The 14,505-nt window shown below is 68.3% G+C and carries 12 protein-coding genes; 2 read left to right on the top strand and 10 right to left on the bottom strand.

Features of this window, described 5'->3' with window-relative positions:
* Positions 1 to 9: 9 nt before the first annotated feature.
* The 3 genes from IG194_RS15370 to hutU all read right to left on the bottom strand — a co-directional run bounded on the left by IG194_RS15370 (position 10) and on the right by hutU (position 4,282).
* Positions 10 to 978: an ABC transporter substrate-binding protein gene (locus IG194_RS15370; RefSeq protein WP_043268395.1), complete on the bottom strand. Its 969-nt coding sequence runs from the start codon at positions 976 to 978 to the stop codon at positions 10 to 12.
* Positions 979 to 1,052: 74 nt separating this feature from the next.
* Positions 1,053 to 2,468 carry a purine-cytosine permease family protein gene (locus IG194_RS15365; RefSeq protein WP_043268393.1) on the bottom strand — a complete coding sequence of 472 codons (1,416 nt, stop codon included), beginning with the start codon at positions 2,466 to 2,468 and terminating at the stop codon, positions 1,053 to 1,055.
* A gap of 137 nt (positions 2,469 to 2,605) precedes the next feature.
* Positions 2,606 to 4,282 (bottom strand): urocanate hydratase, encoded by a 1,677-nt coding sequence (gene hutU / locus IG194_RS15360; RefSeq protein ID WP_058488130.1) that lies wholly within the window; start codon positions 4,280 to 4,282, stop codon positions 2,606 to 2,608.
* Positions 4,283 to 4,817: 535 nt separating this feature from the next.
* Here hutU and hutH point away from each other — a divergent pair.
* Entirely contained in the window at positions 4,818 to 6,347 is a 1,530-nt protein-coding gene (gene hutH / locus IG194_RS15355) for a histidine ammonia-lyase (protein WP_058488129.1), read from the top strand.
* Positions 6,348 to 6,582: 235 nt separating this feature from the next.
* Here hutH and IG194_RS15350 read toward each other — a convergent pair whose 3' ends face one another.
* Together IG194_RS15350 and hutC are read right to left on the bottom strand one after the other, a co-directional pair.
* Positions 6,583 to 7,170 (bottom strand): HutD family protein, encoded by a 588-nt coding sequence (locus tag IG194_RS15350; RefSeq protein WP_058488128.1) that lies wholly within the window; start codon positions 7,168 to 7,170, stop codon positions 6,583 to 6,585.
* Positions 7,167 to 7,877 carry a histidine utilization repressor gene (hutC, locus tag IG194_RS15345; RefSeq protein WP_051878704.1) on the bottom strand — a complete coding sequence of 237 codons (711 nt, stop codon included), beginning with the start codon at positions 7,875 to 7,877 and terminating at the stop codon, positions 7,167 to 7,169. Before hutC ends, IG194_RS15350 begins: the two co-directional genes overlap by 4 nt.
* A 257-nt stretch (positions 7,878 to 8,134) precedes the next feature.
* Between hutC and IG194_RS15340 the strand changes: the two genes are divergently transcribed.
* Complete coding sequence (locus IG194_RS15340; protein ID WP_064987683.1) at positions 8,135 to 9,499, top strand: formimidoylglutamate deiminase; 1,365 nt, start codon at positions 8,135 to 8,137, stop codon at positions 9,497 to 9,499.
* 346 nt (positions 9,500 to 9,845) lie between these two features.
* On the opposite strand, the gene IG194_RS15335 is transcribed toward IG194_RS15340, so the two are convergent.
* The 5 genes from IG194_RS15335 to estP form a co-directional block, all read right to left on the bottom strand.
* Positions 9,846 to 10,406: a lipocalin family protein gene (locus IG194_RS15335; protein WP_043317924.1), complete on the bottom strand. Its 561-nt coding sequence runs from the start codon at positions 10,404 to 10,406 to the stop codon at positions 9,846 to 9,848.
* Position 10,407: 1 nt separating this feature from the next.
* Positions 10,408 to 10,662, bottom strand: a complete 255-nt coding sequence (gene bamE / locus IG194_RS15330; protein WP_009613753.1) for an outer membrane protein assembly factor BamE — start codon at positions 10,660 to 10,662, stop codon at positions 10,408 to 10,410.
* A 69-nt stretch (positions 10,663 to 10,731) separates the two neighbouring features.
* The gene (locus IG194_RS15325) at positions 10,732 to 11,340 is read right to left on the bottom strand and encodes a DUF924 family protein (protein ID WP_058488126.1); all 609 of its coding nucleotides are present in this window, start codon (positions 11,338 to 11,340) and stop codon (positions 10,732 to 10,734) included.
* Positions 11,340 to 12,350, bottom strand: a complete 1,011-nt coding sequence (locus IG194_RS15320) for a class 1 fructose-bisphosphatase (protein WP_043268378.1) — start codon at positions 12,348 to 12,350, stop codon at positions 11,340 to 11,342. Before IG194_RS15320 ends, IG194_RS15325 begins: the two co-directional genes overlap by 1 nt.
* Positions 12,351 to 12,519: 169 nt before the next feature.
* A complete protein-coding gene (gene estP, locus IG194_RS15315; RefSeq protein ID WP_058488125.1) occupies positions 12,520 to 14,433 on the bottom strand; it encodes an esterase EstP in 1,914 nt (637 codons plus the stop codon).
* Positions 14,434 to 14,505: the final 72 nt, after the last annotated feature.

The raw sequence follows: 14,505 nt of genomic DNA, 5'->3' as shown, positions 1-14,505 counted from the left end.
CGGGCAGCGTCAGAGCGCGGCCTGGATCTTCTTCGCGGCGTCCTCGCTGACCCAGGCGGTCCACACCTCAGGGTGCTCCTTGAGGAAAGCCTTGGCCAGTTGTTCGGAGGACAGTTTCTCCTTGGCCATCTTCGCCAGGTTCTGGTTCAGCAGGTCGATGGGCAGGTTGACCTTCTCCAGCACCGCGACCAGCTCCGGCGCCTGGTCATGGAAGCTGCGCGACAGGCCGACCTGGATCTTCACGTCCTTGTTCACCCCCGGCTCGTCCAGCTTGACCAGGTCGGCCTGGCCCATCAGCGGCGTCGGCGACCAGTAGTAGAAGAGGATCGGCTCCTTGCGCTTGTAGCTGGACAGCACCGCGGCATCCAGCGCCGGGCCGGTGCCCGGGCGGAAGTTGGTGTACTTGTCCTCCAGGCCGTATTTCTTGAGCATCTCGGAGTTTTCCAGCTCGCAGGTCCAGCCGGCCGGGCAGTTGTAGAAGCGGCCCTTGCCCGGCTCTTCCGGGTCGCGGAACAGCTCGGCGTACTGGCCCAGGTCGGTGACCGCCTTGAGGTTCGGCGCCTTGGCCTCGATGCCGCGGGCCTTGTCGCCCTCGATCACGAAGCGCGGCACGTACCAGCCCTCGGTGGCGCCGACGATGGGCGCGCCCACGCCGACCACCTTGTTGGCGGCGGCGGCCTTGTTCCAGGCGTCGCTGCGGCCGATCCACTCCTCGCTGAAGATCTGGATGTCGTTGTTGGCCAGGGCCTGCTCCATGGTGATGGAGTTGCCCGGCAGGCTGTCGGTCTCGCAGCCGTAGCCGTTCTTCAGGATGAACTGCATGACGTCGGTGAGCAGCATGCCGCTCTCCCAGTTCAGCCCGGCGAACTTCACCGGCTTGCCGCTCTCGCACCAGCCCGCGGCCTGGGCCGATGCCATGGAACCCAGCAACCCGGCGCAAAGGATCAGGCCCAGCAGCGTCTTCTTGGAATTGTTCATCTGATGCTCCTAAAAGTGGAAAGGGAGTTGGGCAGTACAAGGGCCGCGCCCGTGCGGGGCGCGGCCGGGCCGGTTCAGGTACGGGCCGGCAGGATCAGCCGGTCCGGCACCGCCCGGCTGCTGCGCCGGGCGACCAGGTAATAGAGGACGGCGGGCACCACCAGGCCGATGATCCAGGAGATGTCCACGCCGCCCAGGTAGTCCACCAGCGGGCCGGTGTAGAACTTGGTGGCGATGAACGGCAGCTGGACCAGCACGCCGATCACGTACACGCTGATCCCCGGCAGGTTCCAGCGGCCGTAGCGGCCGTCCGGGTCGGCCAGCGCCGGCACGTCGTAGCGCTCGCGGGTGATCAGGTAGTAGTCCACCAGGTTGACCGCACTCCACGGGGTGAAGAAGGCCAGCAGGAACAGGATGAAGGACTTGAACGCGCCGAGGAACGAATGCTGGCCGAGCAGCGCGACCAGGGTGGCGGCGCCGACGATCAGCAGCACGAACACCAGGCGCTGCCGGGGCGTGACTTCGACGTGGCCGCGGAAGCCGCTGATGATGGTGGCGATGCACATGAAGCTGCCGTAGGAGTTCAGCGTGGAGATGGTCACCTTGCCGAAGGCGATGCTGAAGTACAGCAGCGCCGCGGTGGCGCCGCTGCCGCCCAGGCCGACGATGTAGGCGACCTCGCGGCCGGCGAACTGGCCGTTGGCCATGGCCGCGGCGAACACCCCGAGGACCATCGCCACCTGCGCGCCGATCACCGAACCGGCGCCGACGGCGAGGAAGGTCTTCACCGACGAGGTCTTGCTCGGCAGGTAGCGCGAGTAGTCGGCCACGTAGGGGCCGAAGGCGATCTGCCAGGACGCGGCCAGGGACACCGCGAGCAGGAAGCTGCTCCAGCTGAAATGACGGATCTGCAGCAGCGCGCCGACGTCGGTCTGGGTCATCAGGCGGCTGAACAGGTAGACGAAGGCGATCACCCCGATGACGCTGGCGAGGCGGCCGATGAAGTGGATCACCCGATAGCCGAGCACGGTCGCCAGGACGATGACGCTGGCGAAGATCAGGATGCCGGCGCTGTCGCTGACGCCGAACAGCTGGCCCAGCGCCTGCCCGGAAAGCACCGTGCCGGTGGCGGTGAAGCCCAGGTACATGAGGCACACCAGCACGATCGGGATGGCCGCGCCGTAGACGCCGAACTGCACCCGGCTGGAGATCATCTGCGGCAGGCCCAGCTTGGGCCCCTGGGCCGCGTGCAGGGCCATGACCCCGCCGCCGAGCAGCTGGCCGATGAGCAGGCCGATCAGCGACCAGAACACGTCGCCGCCCAGCACCACGGCCAGGGCCCCGGTGACGATGGCGGTGATCTGCAGGTTGGCGCCCAGCCACAGGGTGAACTGGCTGTAGAGCTTGCCGTGGCGCTCGGCCTCGGGGATGTAGTTGATCGAGCGCCGCTCGATCAGCGGCTTGCTGGAGTTCTCACTGGCCTGGGACATCGCTTTTCTTCTCCACCCCGGCGCCGGGCCGGGGTTCTTGTTGTGTCAGAGGACGGATTCCGCTCGGCCCGACCGCCGCGCCCCCACCCGCGCGGCGGTTCCTCCCTGGCCCGGGGCGGCGGAGCCGCCCCTGTGCCTCACTTGCCGGTGATCATCGGCAGGTTCAGGCCCTGTTCCTTGGCGCAGTCGATGGCGATCTGGTAGCCGGCGTCGGCATGGCGCATCACGCCGGTGCCCGGGTCGTTGGTCAGCACGCGGGCGATGCGCGCGGCGGCTTCGTCGGTGCCGTCGCAGACGATCACCATCCCCGAGTGCTGCGAGAAGCCCATGCCCACGCCGCCGCCGTGGTGCAGCGAAACCCAGGTGGCGCCGCTGGCGGTGTTCAGCAGGGCGTTGAGCAGCGGCCAGTCGGACACGGCGTCGGAGCCGTCCTGCATGGCCTCGGTCTCGCGGTTCGGGCTGGACACCGAGCCGGAGTCCAGGTGGTCGCGGCCGATCACGATCGGCGCCTTCAGCTCGCCGCTGCGGACCATTTCGTTGAACGCCAGGCCGAGCTTGGCGCGCTGGCCCAGGCCGACCCAGCAGATGCGCGCCGGCAGGCCCTGGAAGCTGATGCGCTCCTTGGCCATGTCCAGCCAGCGGTGCAGGTGGGCGTCGTCGGGGATCAGCTCCTTGACCTTGGCGTCGGTCTTGTAGATGTCCTCGGCGTCGCCCGACAGCGCGGCCCAGCGGAACGGGCCGATGCCGCGGCAGAACAGCGGGCGGATGTAGGCCGGGACGAAGCCGGGGAAGTCGAAGGCGTTGGCCACGCCCTCTTCCTTGGCCATCTGGCGGATGTTGTTGCCGTAGTCGAAAGTCGGCACGCCCTGCTTCTGGAACTCCAGCATGGCCTTCACGTGCACGGCCATGGACTGCTTGGCGGCCTTGACCACGGCGGCCGGTTCGGTCTGCGCGCGGTCGCGGTACTGCTCCCAGCTCCAGCCGATCGGCAGGTAGCCGTTGAGCGGGTCGTGGGCGCTGGTCTGGTCGGTGACCATGTCCGGGCGCACACCGCGGCGCACCAGCTCCGGGAGGATTTCGGCGGCGTTGCCCAGCAGGGCGATGGAGATGGCCTTGCCTTCGGCGGTGTACTTGGCGATGCGCGCCAGGGCGTCGTCCAGGTCCTTGGCCTGTTCGTCGACGTAGCGGCTGCGCAGGCGGAAGTCGATGCGGCTCTGCTGGCACTCGATGTTCAGCGAGCAGGCGCCGGCCAGGGTCGCGGCCAGCGGCTGGGCGCCGCCCATGCCGCCCAGACCGGCGGTCAGCACCCAGCGGCCCTTGAGGTTGCCGGCGTAATGCTGGCGGCCGGCTTCGACGAAGGTTTCGTAGGTGCCCTGGACGATGCCCTGGCTGCCGATGTAGATCCAGCTGCCGGCGGTCATCTGGCCGTACATGGCCAGGCCCTTGGCGTCCAGTTCGTTGAAGTGTTCCCAGGTGGCCCAGTGCGGCACCAGGTTGGAGTTGGCGATCAGCACGCGCGGGGCGTTGGCGTGGGTCTTGAACACACCGACCGGCTTGCCGGACTGCACCAGCAGGGTCTCGTCGTCGTTCAGCTCTTTAAGGGTGGCGACGATTTTGTCGTAGCACTCCCAGTTGCGCGCGGCGCGGCCGATGCCGCCGTACACCACCAGTTCCTTGGGGTTCTCCGCGACTTCCGGGTCGAGGTTGTTCATCAGCATGCGCAGCGGGGCTTCGGTCAGCCAGCTCTTGGCGTTCAGCTGGGTGCCGCGCGGGGCGCGGATTTCGACGTCACGGAATTTGCTGGATTCGGTCACGGCAGGCTCCTTCAAGGCAGTCTTGGGCTCGGATGCGAAAGCCGGGGCGTTCGGCTTCCGGCAACGGGATTCGGGTTGGGCATCGGTGCAGGAAGCGTCGCCTCCTGTCACGTATATGCTTGTACATACAAGTATAAGCAAAGGAAAGGCCAAGTCCCTCGCCGGGCACATCGGGCACAGCGGAAATAGAACTCAACCTATTGATTTAAAAAGTATTAATAGATGACTTCGTACAACCGGGCGGGTCCAGGAAGGCAGCTACATCTGTCGGTCATACGCACCAGAACGGTGATCGCCTGCTCCATTTCGTAGCATCCGGTAACGCCTCGCCGTTACAGCTCACCTCATTTCCCGGGAGCGCCGCTGCCCTTCCTTATTTCCTACAGAGGGACGCCGCACCCCGCTCGCGCGCGCAGGAATGGCGTCGGCGCAATCCGGCCCAATGGAATGGCTCGCTTATTGCTCATACTTGTATATACAGGAATAGATAGTCTCGCCGCCGAGCGCGGTAACACTCCGGAACACGGGAGCCGTCATGTCCGAAACCCTGCAGATCACCCCCGGCCAGTTTTCCCTCGACCAGCTGCGCGCCATCCACCAGCGGCAACCCGAGCTGCAACTGGATGCAGCCTGCCGCGCGAACATCGAGAACAGCGCCCGCACGGTCAGCCAGATCATCGCCGACCAGCGCACCGTCTATGGCATCAACACCGGCTTCGGCCTGCTGGCGCGCACTTCCATCCCCGAGGATTCGCTGGTCACCCTGCAGCGCAACCTGATCCTCTCGCACTGCACCGGCACCGGCCCGCTGCTGGACGACGCCAGCGTGGCGCTGATCATGGCGCTGAAGATCGGCTCCCTGGCCCGCGGCTTCTCCGGCGTGGGCATGGCGGTGATCGACACCCTGCTCAAGCTCTACCAGGCGCGCGTCTACCCGTGCATCCCGTCCCAGGGCTCGGTGGGCGCCTCCGGCGACCTGGCGCCGCTGGCGCACATGTCCTCGGCGCTCATCGGCGTCGGCCAGGTGCGCCACCAGGGCCGCGTCATGGAGGCCAGCGAAGGCCTGGCCATCGCCGGCTGCCAGCCGCTGGTGCTGGGACCCAAGGAGGGCCTGGCGCTGATCAACGGCACCCAGGTGTCCACCGCCCTGGCCCTGCGCGGGCTGTTCGCGGCGGAGAAGCTGTTCGTCTCGGCGGTGGTCGCCGGCAGCCTGACGGTGGAAGCGCTCAAGGGCTCCTACGTGCCCTTCGACGCGCGCATCCAGGCGGTCCGCGGCCAGCCCGGGCAGATCGACGTGGCGGCCTTCTACCGCGAGCTGCTGCACGACAGCCAGATCAACCAGTCGCACATCGACTGCAAGCGCGTGCAAGACCCCTACTCCCTGCGCTGCCAGCCCCAGGTAATGGGCGCCTGCCTCGACCACCTGCGCTTCGCCGCCGGAGTGTTCCTGCGCGAAGCCAACGCGGTGTCGGACAACCCGCTGGTGTTCAGCGCCGACGGCGACGTGCTCTCCGGCGGCAACTTCCACGCCGAGCCGGTGGCCATGGCCGCCGACGTGCTGGCCCTGGCCATCGCCGAGATCGGCGCCCTGTCGGAACGGCGCATCGCCCAGCTGGTGGACCCGGCGCTGTCCGGCCTGCCGGCGTTCCTGGTCAGGGAAGGCGGGCTGAACTCCGGCTTCATGATCGCCCAGGTGACCTCGGCGGCCCTGGCCTCGGAGAACAAGACCCTGGCCCATCCGGCCTCGGTGGACAGCCTGCCGACCTCGGCCAACCAGGAAGACCACGTGTCCATGGCCACCTTCGCCGCGCGCCGCCTGCAGGACATGGCTGGCAACAGCTCGGCGGTGGTCGCCATCGAGCTGCTGGCCGCCGCCCAGGGCGTGGAATTCCACGCGCCGCTGCAAAGCTCGCCGCAGCTGCAGGAAGTGCTGAAGATGATCCGCGCCCAGGTCCCGGCCTACGACCAGGACCGCTACTTCGCCCCGGACATCGCCGCGGCCCGTGCCTGGGTGGAGGAAGGCGCGCTCAGCCGCTGGCTGGATTACTCGCGGCTGTACGGCTGATTGGACGACGGTGGCGTTCTACGCCACCGCAGACGCGGCCCGCGCCTACAGCGCCTTGCCGAGGCGCTCTTCGTAGGATGGGTTGAGCCTGCGATACCCATCGCGCCATGGTGATGGGTATCGCTTCGCTCAACCCATCCTACGGGGTGTCGTGTTTGCTGGGCCATGCCCGCGAAAGCACCTGCAAGGCGCTTCTCCCACTAACGAAAAAGGGCTCCCCCGGCAGTCTTTTCCCTCAGCGTGATTCGAGTTCGATCACGCAGATGTCGGCACTTCCCGCCACGCTCAGCCGCCATTCCCGCAACCGCTCCTCGCCCTCGGCAAGCAGCGTGTCATGCAGCCCCAGCACAGCAGCGGCCCCGCCATCCTGGCTGACGTGAACCCCCTCGCCCGCACTGAACAGCAGCACAGTCGAAGCGCTGCTGAAGAAGTGCGCCTCACCGCCCACCCGCAGCCACTGCAGGCGTGCGCGGTAGCGCGCGGGCGCATAGATCAGGTTGAAGTCGCGGATGGCGCCGCCGAGCAGCTCGCAGTCCACCGCGCTGGCGCCATCGAAGGCGAAGGCGTCCAGGGCGCGCAGCTCGCGGGACGGCTCGCCGTCGACGGTCAGGCGCATGCCCTCGCCTTCCAGCACGGTGATCACCCGCTGGTAACCGCTGAAGGCAGAGAACGGCCCCGGTACGCCGACGTCGGCGATGGACAGGCGCCAGCCGAAGCCCTCCAGGCCGTCGCCGGCGTCGCGGAGGATTTCGCGGGTGCTGCCCGCGCCGTTCTTCCAGGGCATCACCGGGTAGTCGGCGGCCCGCAGCAGGCGGTGGTTCATGAGGAGAAGCGTCCTTCCAGGCGGTAGCGCGAGCCCGGGTAGAGCAGGCGCGCGCTGGTCACGGTGTTGCGCCCCGACCAGGTGCGCCGGCGGATCATCAGGCAGGGCTCGTGGCGGTCGATGTTCAGCAGCCTGCATTCCTCGGCATCGGGCAGCACCGCCTCGACCACGTGCTCGCCCTCGCTGAGCGGCGCCACCTGGGTGAGGTAGGCGAAGGGCGTCTGCCCGGTGAAGTCCTGCTTGAGGTAGTCCGGCGCCACGGCGGCGTTGACGTAGCGGTCCTCGATCTGCACCGGCACGTCGTTCTCGAAGTGCACGATCAGCGAATGGAACACCCGCTGGCCTTCACGCACGTCCAGCGTCAGGGCGCGCTCGGCGCTGGCCTTCTCCTCTTCCAGGCGCACCACCACGCAATGGTGGCGATGGCCGCGGGCCTGGATTTCCTCGGCTATGTTCTGCACCTGGAACAACGCCGACTGGCCCTTGGGCTCGGCGACGAAGGTGCCGACGCCCTGCATGCGCACCAGCAGGCCGTCGTTGGTCAGCTCGCGCAGGGCACGGTTGATGGTCATGCGGCTGACGCCCAGCTCGCTGACCAGCTCGCTCTCCGAGGGCACCCGGTGGTGCGGCGGCCAGGCGCCGGACTGGATCTGCTGGACGATCATCTGCTTCACCCGCGCGTACAGCGGGGCGGGCAGCTCGCCCATCTGCGAGGCCAGCGAAGAGCCCTCCGCGGGCGGGGTGGGCGGGGACGATGCGGGCACGGGGGTACTCCTTGTCGGGGCGACGGTGGGCAGTGGCGGGAAGGCAGCGGCGCGATGCGCTCTTGTCCTCCGGCATGTACCGGAATCGACCGGTGCATACAAGTCCCGCGGCGACCGCCGGGCGCGTCACCTAGTTTACGGCCATCCTAAACGTCTGTATATGTATATACAAATTCGAAGAGCCCTGCGAGGACCCCAGCATGCCTGCCCTGTTCGCCGAACACGCCCTGCTCCCCAGCGGCTGGGCCCGCGATGTCCGTTTCGAGGTTGCCGCCGACGGCCTGCTGGCGCGGGTCGAGGCCAACGCCAGCGCCGAGGGCGCCGAGCGCCTGCGCGGGCCGGTGCTGCCGGGCATGCCCAACCTGCACTCGCACGCCTTCCAGCGCGCCATGGCGGGCCTGGCCGAGGTGGCCGGCAACCCCAACGACAGCTTCTGGACCTGGCGCGAGCTGATGTACCGCCTGGTCGGCCGCATCACCCCGGAGCAGCTGCAGGTCATCGCCCGCCAGCTGTACATCGAGATGCTCAAGGCCGGCTACACCGGCGTCGCCGAATTCCACTACGTGCACCACGACCTGGACGGGCAGCGTTACGCCGAGCCGGCCGAGCTGGCGCTGCGCGTCAGCCAGGCCGCGCGCGAGGCCGGCATCGGCCTGACGCTGCTGCCGGTGCTCTACAGCCATTCCGGCTTCGGCGGCCAGCCGCCCAGCGAGGGCCAGCGCCGCTTCATCAACGGCACCGACGCCTACCTGGAGCTGATCCATGGCCTGCAGCCGCGCCTGGCGGCGCAGCCGGCGCAGCGCGTCGGCCTGTGCTTCCACTCGCTGCGCGCGGTGACGCCGCAGCAGATCACCGAGGTGCTGGAGTCCGACAGCAGCGAAGGGCCGATCCACATCCACATCGCCGAGCAGCAGAAGGAAGTCGACGACTGCCTGGCCTGGAGCCAGCGCCGGCCGCTGCAGTGGCTGTACGACAACATCGAGGTGGACGAGCGCTGGTGCCTGGTCCACGCCACCCACGCCGAGCCCGACGAAGTCGCCGCCATGGCCGCCAGCGGCGCGGTGGCCGGCCTGTGCCTGACCACCGAGGCCAACCTCGGCGACGGCATCTTCCCGGCGGTGGACTACCTGGCCCGCGGCGGGCGCCTGGGCATCGGCTCGGACAGCCACGTGTCGCTGAGCGTGGTGGAGGAACTGCGCTGGCTGGAGTACGGCCAGCGCCTGCGCGACCAGAAGCGCAACCGCCTGTACCGCAGCGACCAGCCCAACATCGGCCAGACGCTCTACGAAGCGGCTCTCCAAGGTGGTGCCCAAGCCCTGGGCCAACCGGTGGGCGAACTGGCGGCGGGCCGCCGCGCCGACCTGCTGGTGCTCGACGGCAACGATCCCTACCTGGCTACGGCCAAGCCCGAGACACTGCTCAACCGCTGGCTGTTCGCCGGCGGCGACCGCCAGGTGCGCGATGTGATGGTCAACGGGCAGTGGGTGGTGCGGGAGCGCCGGCATGCGCTGGAAGAGCAGAGCGCCGGGGAGTTTGCGGGGGTGTTGCGGGAGTTGTTGGCGTAGGGCGGCTCCGTGCTTGACACCGAGCGGCCTGGGGCCGAGGTCAAACGGCGGATAACGCGGAGCGTTATTCGCCCTACGCCTGGCTTTCGTTGATTGCGGATGGTGTTTGCCGGCAGATTCATCTCCGGGGCAACCCCTTTTCCCTCTCCCCAGCCCTCTCCCTGAAGGGAGAGGGGGCTAGTCCGTGCCGAGAGATGGAAGGGTTTCAGCCGGACACCTCCGGCGTCGCCGGCTGACTCTAAAACACCCAGCCCTGCCCAACGGTCCCCTCTCCCTTCAGGGAGAGGGTTAGGGAGAGGGAGCGGAGGTGAAGTAGCGCGCCTGCGTTACCGGCAGGCACCGTCCCTCAATTCCCCGCGATCGCACTATCCTTGCTCCGCCAAATCAGATCGCTCGTGTCATACCCCTTGCGATTGGCCTCGGCCAACAAACGACGCAACGTCGCCTCCGGCAGGCTGGTCTGCCGCGCCAGCAGCCACAGGTGGTCGCGGTCGCGGTTGCCGACCAGTGCGGTCTGGTAGTCCTCGTCGACGTAGAGCACCTGGTAGTCGCCGCGCACCACGCCGGGGAGCAGCCGCGACGCCCAGTTATCGAAACGCACCCAGAAGGCATCGGTGCTGCCCGGCGTCTGCGGGGTGGCTGTGCCGGTCACCTGCTTCCAGCTGCCGTCGGCGGTGCGGCAGCGGTTGCGCAGGCCGATGCTGCCGTCGGCGCGCACGCTGTAGTGGGCCTCGGACTGCAGGCAGGCGCGCTGGAAGAACATCGGCTTGCGCGCCAGCTCGTACCAGGTGCCGGCGTAGCGCTGCGGGTCGACCTGCATCGTTTGCGGCCGCTCCTCGGCGTGCCCGGCGCAGCCGCCGATGCCGGCCAGCGCGACGGCGGCGAGCACCCGCAGCGCGGCGTTCATCTCACTTCAGGCCCTGGCCGGAGAACATCAGCACCTTGTCGCCGGCGTACTGCACGCTGATGAAGGTCTTGTCGTCACCCCAGGTGCAGCTGGACACGCCCAGCGCGCCGGAGCACTCGGTCGGCTTGCCGAGCAGGGCCTCCACCTCGGCCTTGTCCATGCCGGCCTTGAGCTTGGAATAGTTTTCCTGGTTGAGCTTGCTGCAGGCGGCCATGGCGATGCAGACGGCGATCAGGGCGATACGGCGGAAGGACATGGGCAACTCCATTGTCGGATGGTCCATTGGACAAGCGTGGCACAGGCCACGCGAAACGCACCCTTGGAGTCAGAAACGCGAGCCGGGTTCCTTGAGGAAGGCGACTTCCTCGGCGCTGGACTCGCGGCCAAGGATGGCGTTGCGATGGGGGAAGCGGCCGAAGCGCGCGACCACTGCGCGGTGGCGCTCGGCGTAGTCGAGGAAATCGGCGAACAGCGCCTTGTCGTCCTCGGCGGCCTGCTCGTGCAGTTCGGCGAAATGCTTCACCGCCTGCTCCTGCTGCGCCAGGTCCTCGGCGTGCTCCAGCACCAGGTAGACGAAGACCCGCTCGATGGGCTGCAACTGGCGATCCAGCCCGGCCGCAAGACCGCGGCGCACCAGCGCCTGGGCGCGGGCGTCGCCGTCGTAGGCGCGCGGCGTGTCGCGGAAGACCATCCGCGGCAACTGGTCCAGCAGCAGGATCAGCGCCAGCCAGCCCTGGGCCGAGCCGGCCCAGTCGGCCAGCCCGCCGTCCAGGGCCTGGCGCACCAGGCCGCCGAAGCGGTTGTCCGAAGCCGTGTCCTCGCAGGCGCTCTTGCCGAACCACAGGCCGTTGCGCTGGGCGGCGACGTCGCTGGCGCGCAGGGCGTCGCCGAACCACCAGTCGAGCAGCGCCTGCCAGGCGGGTACCGCGCTCATCAGGCCTGGTGGTAGCCGGTGACGCGCTCGACCTCTTCCTTCGAACCGAGGAATACGGCCACGCGCTGGTGCAGCGAATCCGGCTGGATGTCGAGGATGCGCTGGGTGCCGTTGGTGGCGGCGCCGCCGGCCTGCTCGATGATGAAGGACATCGGGTTGGCCTCGTACATCAGCCGCAGCTTGCCGGGCTTCTCCGGCTCACGGGCATCGCGCGGGTACATGAAGATGCCGCCGCGGGTCAGGATGCGGTGCACGTCGGCCACCATGGAGGCGATCCAGCGCATGTTGTAGTTCTTGCCCAGCGGGCCTTCCTTGCCGGCCAGCAGTTCGCTGACGTAGCGCTGCACCGGGGCTTCCCAGTGGCGCTGGTTGGACATGTTGATGGCGAACTCGGCAGTGCTTTCCGGCACGCGGATGTTGTCGTGGGTGAGCACGAAGCTGCCCAGCTCACGGTCCAGGGTGAAGCCCTTGACGCCGTCACCGAGGGTCAGCATCAGCATGGTCTGCGGGCCGTAGATGGCGTAGCCGGCGGCGACCTGCTTGGTGCCCGGCTGGAGGAAGGCCTGCTCGTTGAGGCTGTCGTTCTGGCTCAGGTGCTGCTCGGGGCAGCGCAGCACCGAGAAGATGGTGCCGACCGAGACGTTGACGTCGATGTTGCTGGAGCCGTCCAGCGGGTCGAACACCAGCAGGTAGGCGCCCTTGGGGTACTTGCCGGGGATCTGGTAGGCGTTGTCCATTTCCTCGGAGGCCATGCCGGCCAGGTGGCCGCCCCACTCGTTGGCTTCCAGGAGGATTTCGTTGGACATCACGTCCAGCTTCTTCTGCACCTCGCCCTGCACGTTCTCGGTGCCCATGCTGCCCAGCACGCCGCCCAGGGCGCCCTTGGACACGGCATGGCTGATTTCCTTGCACGCACGCGCCACCACCTCGATGAGGAAGCGCAGGTCGGCCGGGGTGTTGTGGCTGCGGGTCTGCTCGATGAGGTAGCGGCTGAGGGTAACGCGGGACATGGAAGGGCTCCGGGGGAGAGGTAGGAAAAAAACTGCGCGCATTCTAGCGTGGAATCGGCCACGCCGCCTCCCGTACGGCGCGTCCGTCCTGAGGTTGGAGCGCGCCGCCGGTGGTCGGTTCCCTCGTCGCTGCGGCCGTCAGTCGCGGCGGCTTGCTGGCGTGCCCGGCCTAGAAGTCCAGGCTCAGCGCCAGGCTCACGCCCTGCTGCAGGTCGTCGTCGCTGCGGTGCGCGCTGTAGCCGCCACGCAGCGAGAGTTCCGGGGTCAGCTTCCGGGCGAAGCCCAGGGTCGCGCGCTGCAGGTGGCTCTGCGGGGTGTAGCCCTGCAGGGTGAAGCCGTTGGCCGGCAGGCTGGTGAAGGCCATCCCGATGTTCTGGGTGTCGTCGGCGTATTCACGCTCCACCGCGACTTCGCCGAACAGCTGGGTCTGCTCGCTGAGCGCGTACTTGCCCTGCAGGCCCGCGCCGAGACGGCGGGAATAGCGCTTCTGCTCGTCGAACGACAGCGAGGTGGAAGCGTTGCCCTCGTCGTAGCCGTCCACCTTCACCCGCGCCCAGTCGGCGCTGACGAAGGGCGACAGGTGCCAGGCCTCGCCGCCCTGGGCGATGTCGTAGCCGATCCGGCCGCTGAAGGCGAGCAGGTTGCCGTTGGTGTCGCCCTTCTCCTCGACGGTGCGCGGGCCGATGGCGAACTTGCGGTTGGCCTCGTCGTAGTCGAGGTAGCCGCCGGTCACCGCGGCATCGCCCCACCAGCGATCCTGCTGGTACTGCACGAAGAGGCTGCCCAGGTAGCTGTTGAGCTTGTAGTCGGAATCCTCGGCGCCGGCCTCCAGTTTCTGCCGGTAGAAACCGGCGGCGATGCCGGCGCGCCAGGCGTCGTCCAGGCGCAGCGAGCCGCCCAGGGTCAGGTTGTAGCCGAAGCCGTCGCCGCTGGCGGCGCTGTCCTGGTCGTCGTAGTCCAGGTGCTGGCCGCCGCCGGTGAGGAAACCGCGCCATTGGCCGACGCCCTGCCAGTTCTCCCAGTCGGCCAGCCACTGGCTGCGCAGCTCGTCCTGGTAGGCGCGCAGGGTGCCGTGGGCCATTTCCGGCAGCAGGGTGGCCTCCCAGGGCGCGGACAGCACCGAGTAGGCGTAGTCGGCGATCAGCGTCTGGCCGGCGATGGTCGGGTGCACGCCATCGTTGAAGATCAGCTTGGTCGGGTCGGGGCTGCTGCCGTGGCGGCCGTAGGCCGGGTTTTCCGGGCAGCTGTTGCCACTGAAGCAGGTGCCCACCAGGTTCTGTCCGGTGGCCAGGCCATAGGCGCCGGGGTCGGCCAGCACTTCCTGGAGCATCAGCGGGATGTTCAGCGGGATCACGTTGGCGCCGCTGCTGGCCAACTGGCTGACCAGCTCTTCGTTGAAGATGCCGCTGAGCTGGGTGCCGAAGCTCTGCAGGACGGTGCCGTTGGTGGCCGGGGTGAGGCCCAGGTCGGGCAGCAGCCAGACCATGATGTAGCGGGCGCCGGCCTGGCTCAGGGCCTGGGCGCTGTCCACCAGGCGCCCGGCGGCGGCGCGGGCGGAGGGGTCGTCGGTGATGCGGAACTGCAGGAAGTCGTTGCCGCCGCCGGTGAGGTAGTAGAGCGCGTTGGGATCGGCGAGGCGGCCGACCAGGTAGCCGTCACGGGTGCGCGTCTGGCCGTTGGCGCTGACCACCGAGCCGCCGGCGGCGGTGATGGAGTCGTAGATCTGGTCGGTGCGGTAGCCGCCCACTGCCCAGTTGTTGCCGTCCGGCAGGCCTTCGGCGGCGTTCCCCAGCGAGGTCGAAGGGCCGAGGTCGCCGGCGGCGACGCCCAGCTTGCCGCCGAGGATCATCGCCGCGGTAGGCCCGAAGACCTCGCCGCTGCCGTCCAGATAGGTCGGGCCCACGCGATTGGTGAAGCGGGTGGAGGCGCCGGCGGGGCCGTCGGCGTCGGGGAACTGGCCGGCGTCGCTGAGGCTGTCGCCGAACACCACCAGGGTCGAATACGGGGAGGGTGACGCCAGGGCCTGACCGGCGATGCCGAGCAGGCAAGCGGCGGCCAGGGGTGAAAGCACCTGTTTGATCATGCGGCTGACTCCATGCTTGTTCTTATAGGTAGAGTGCAACGCCGTTAACAGTATCAGAACAATCGCGCAGAG

This window comes from Pseudomonas sp. ADPe, from assembly GCF_014843515.1.
Taxonomy (GTDB): domain Bacteria; phylum Pseudomonadota; class Gammaproteobacteria; order Pseudomonadales; family Pseudomonadaceae; genus Pseudomonas; species Pseudomonas citronellolis.
This window is presented reverse-complemented; position numbering and strand designations above follow the sequence as displayed.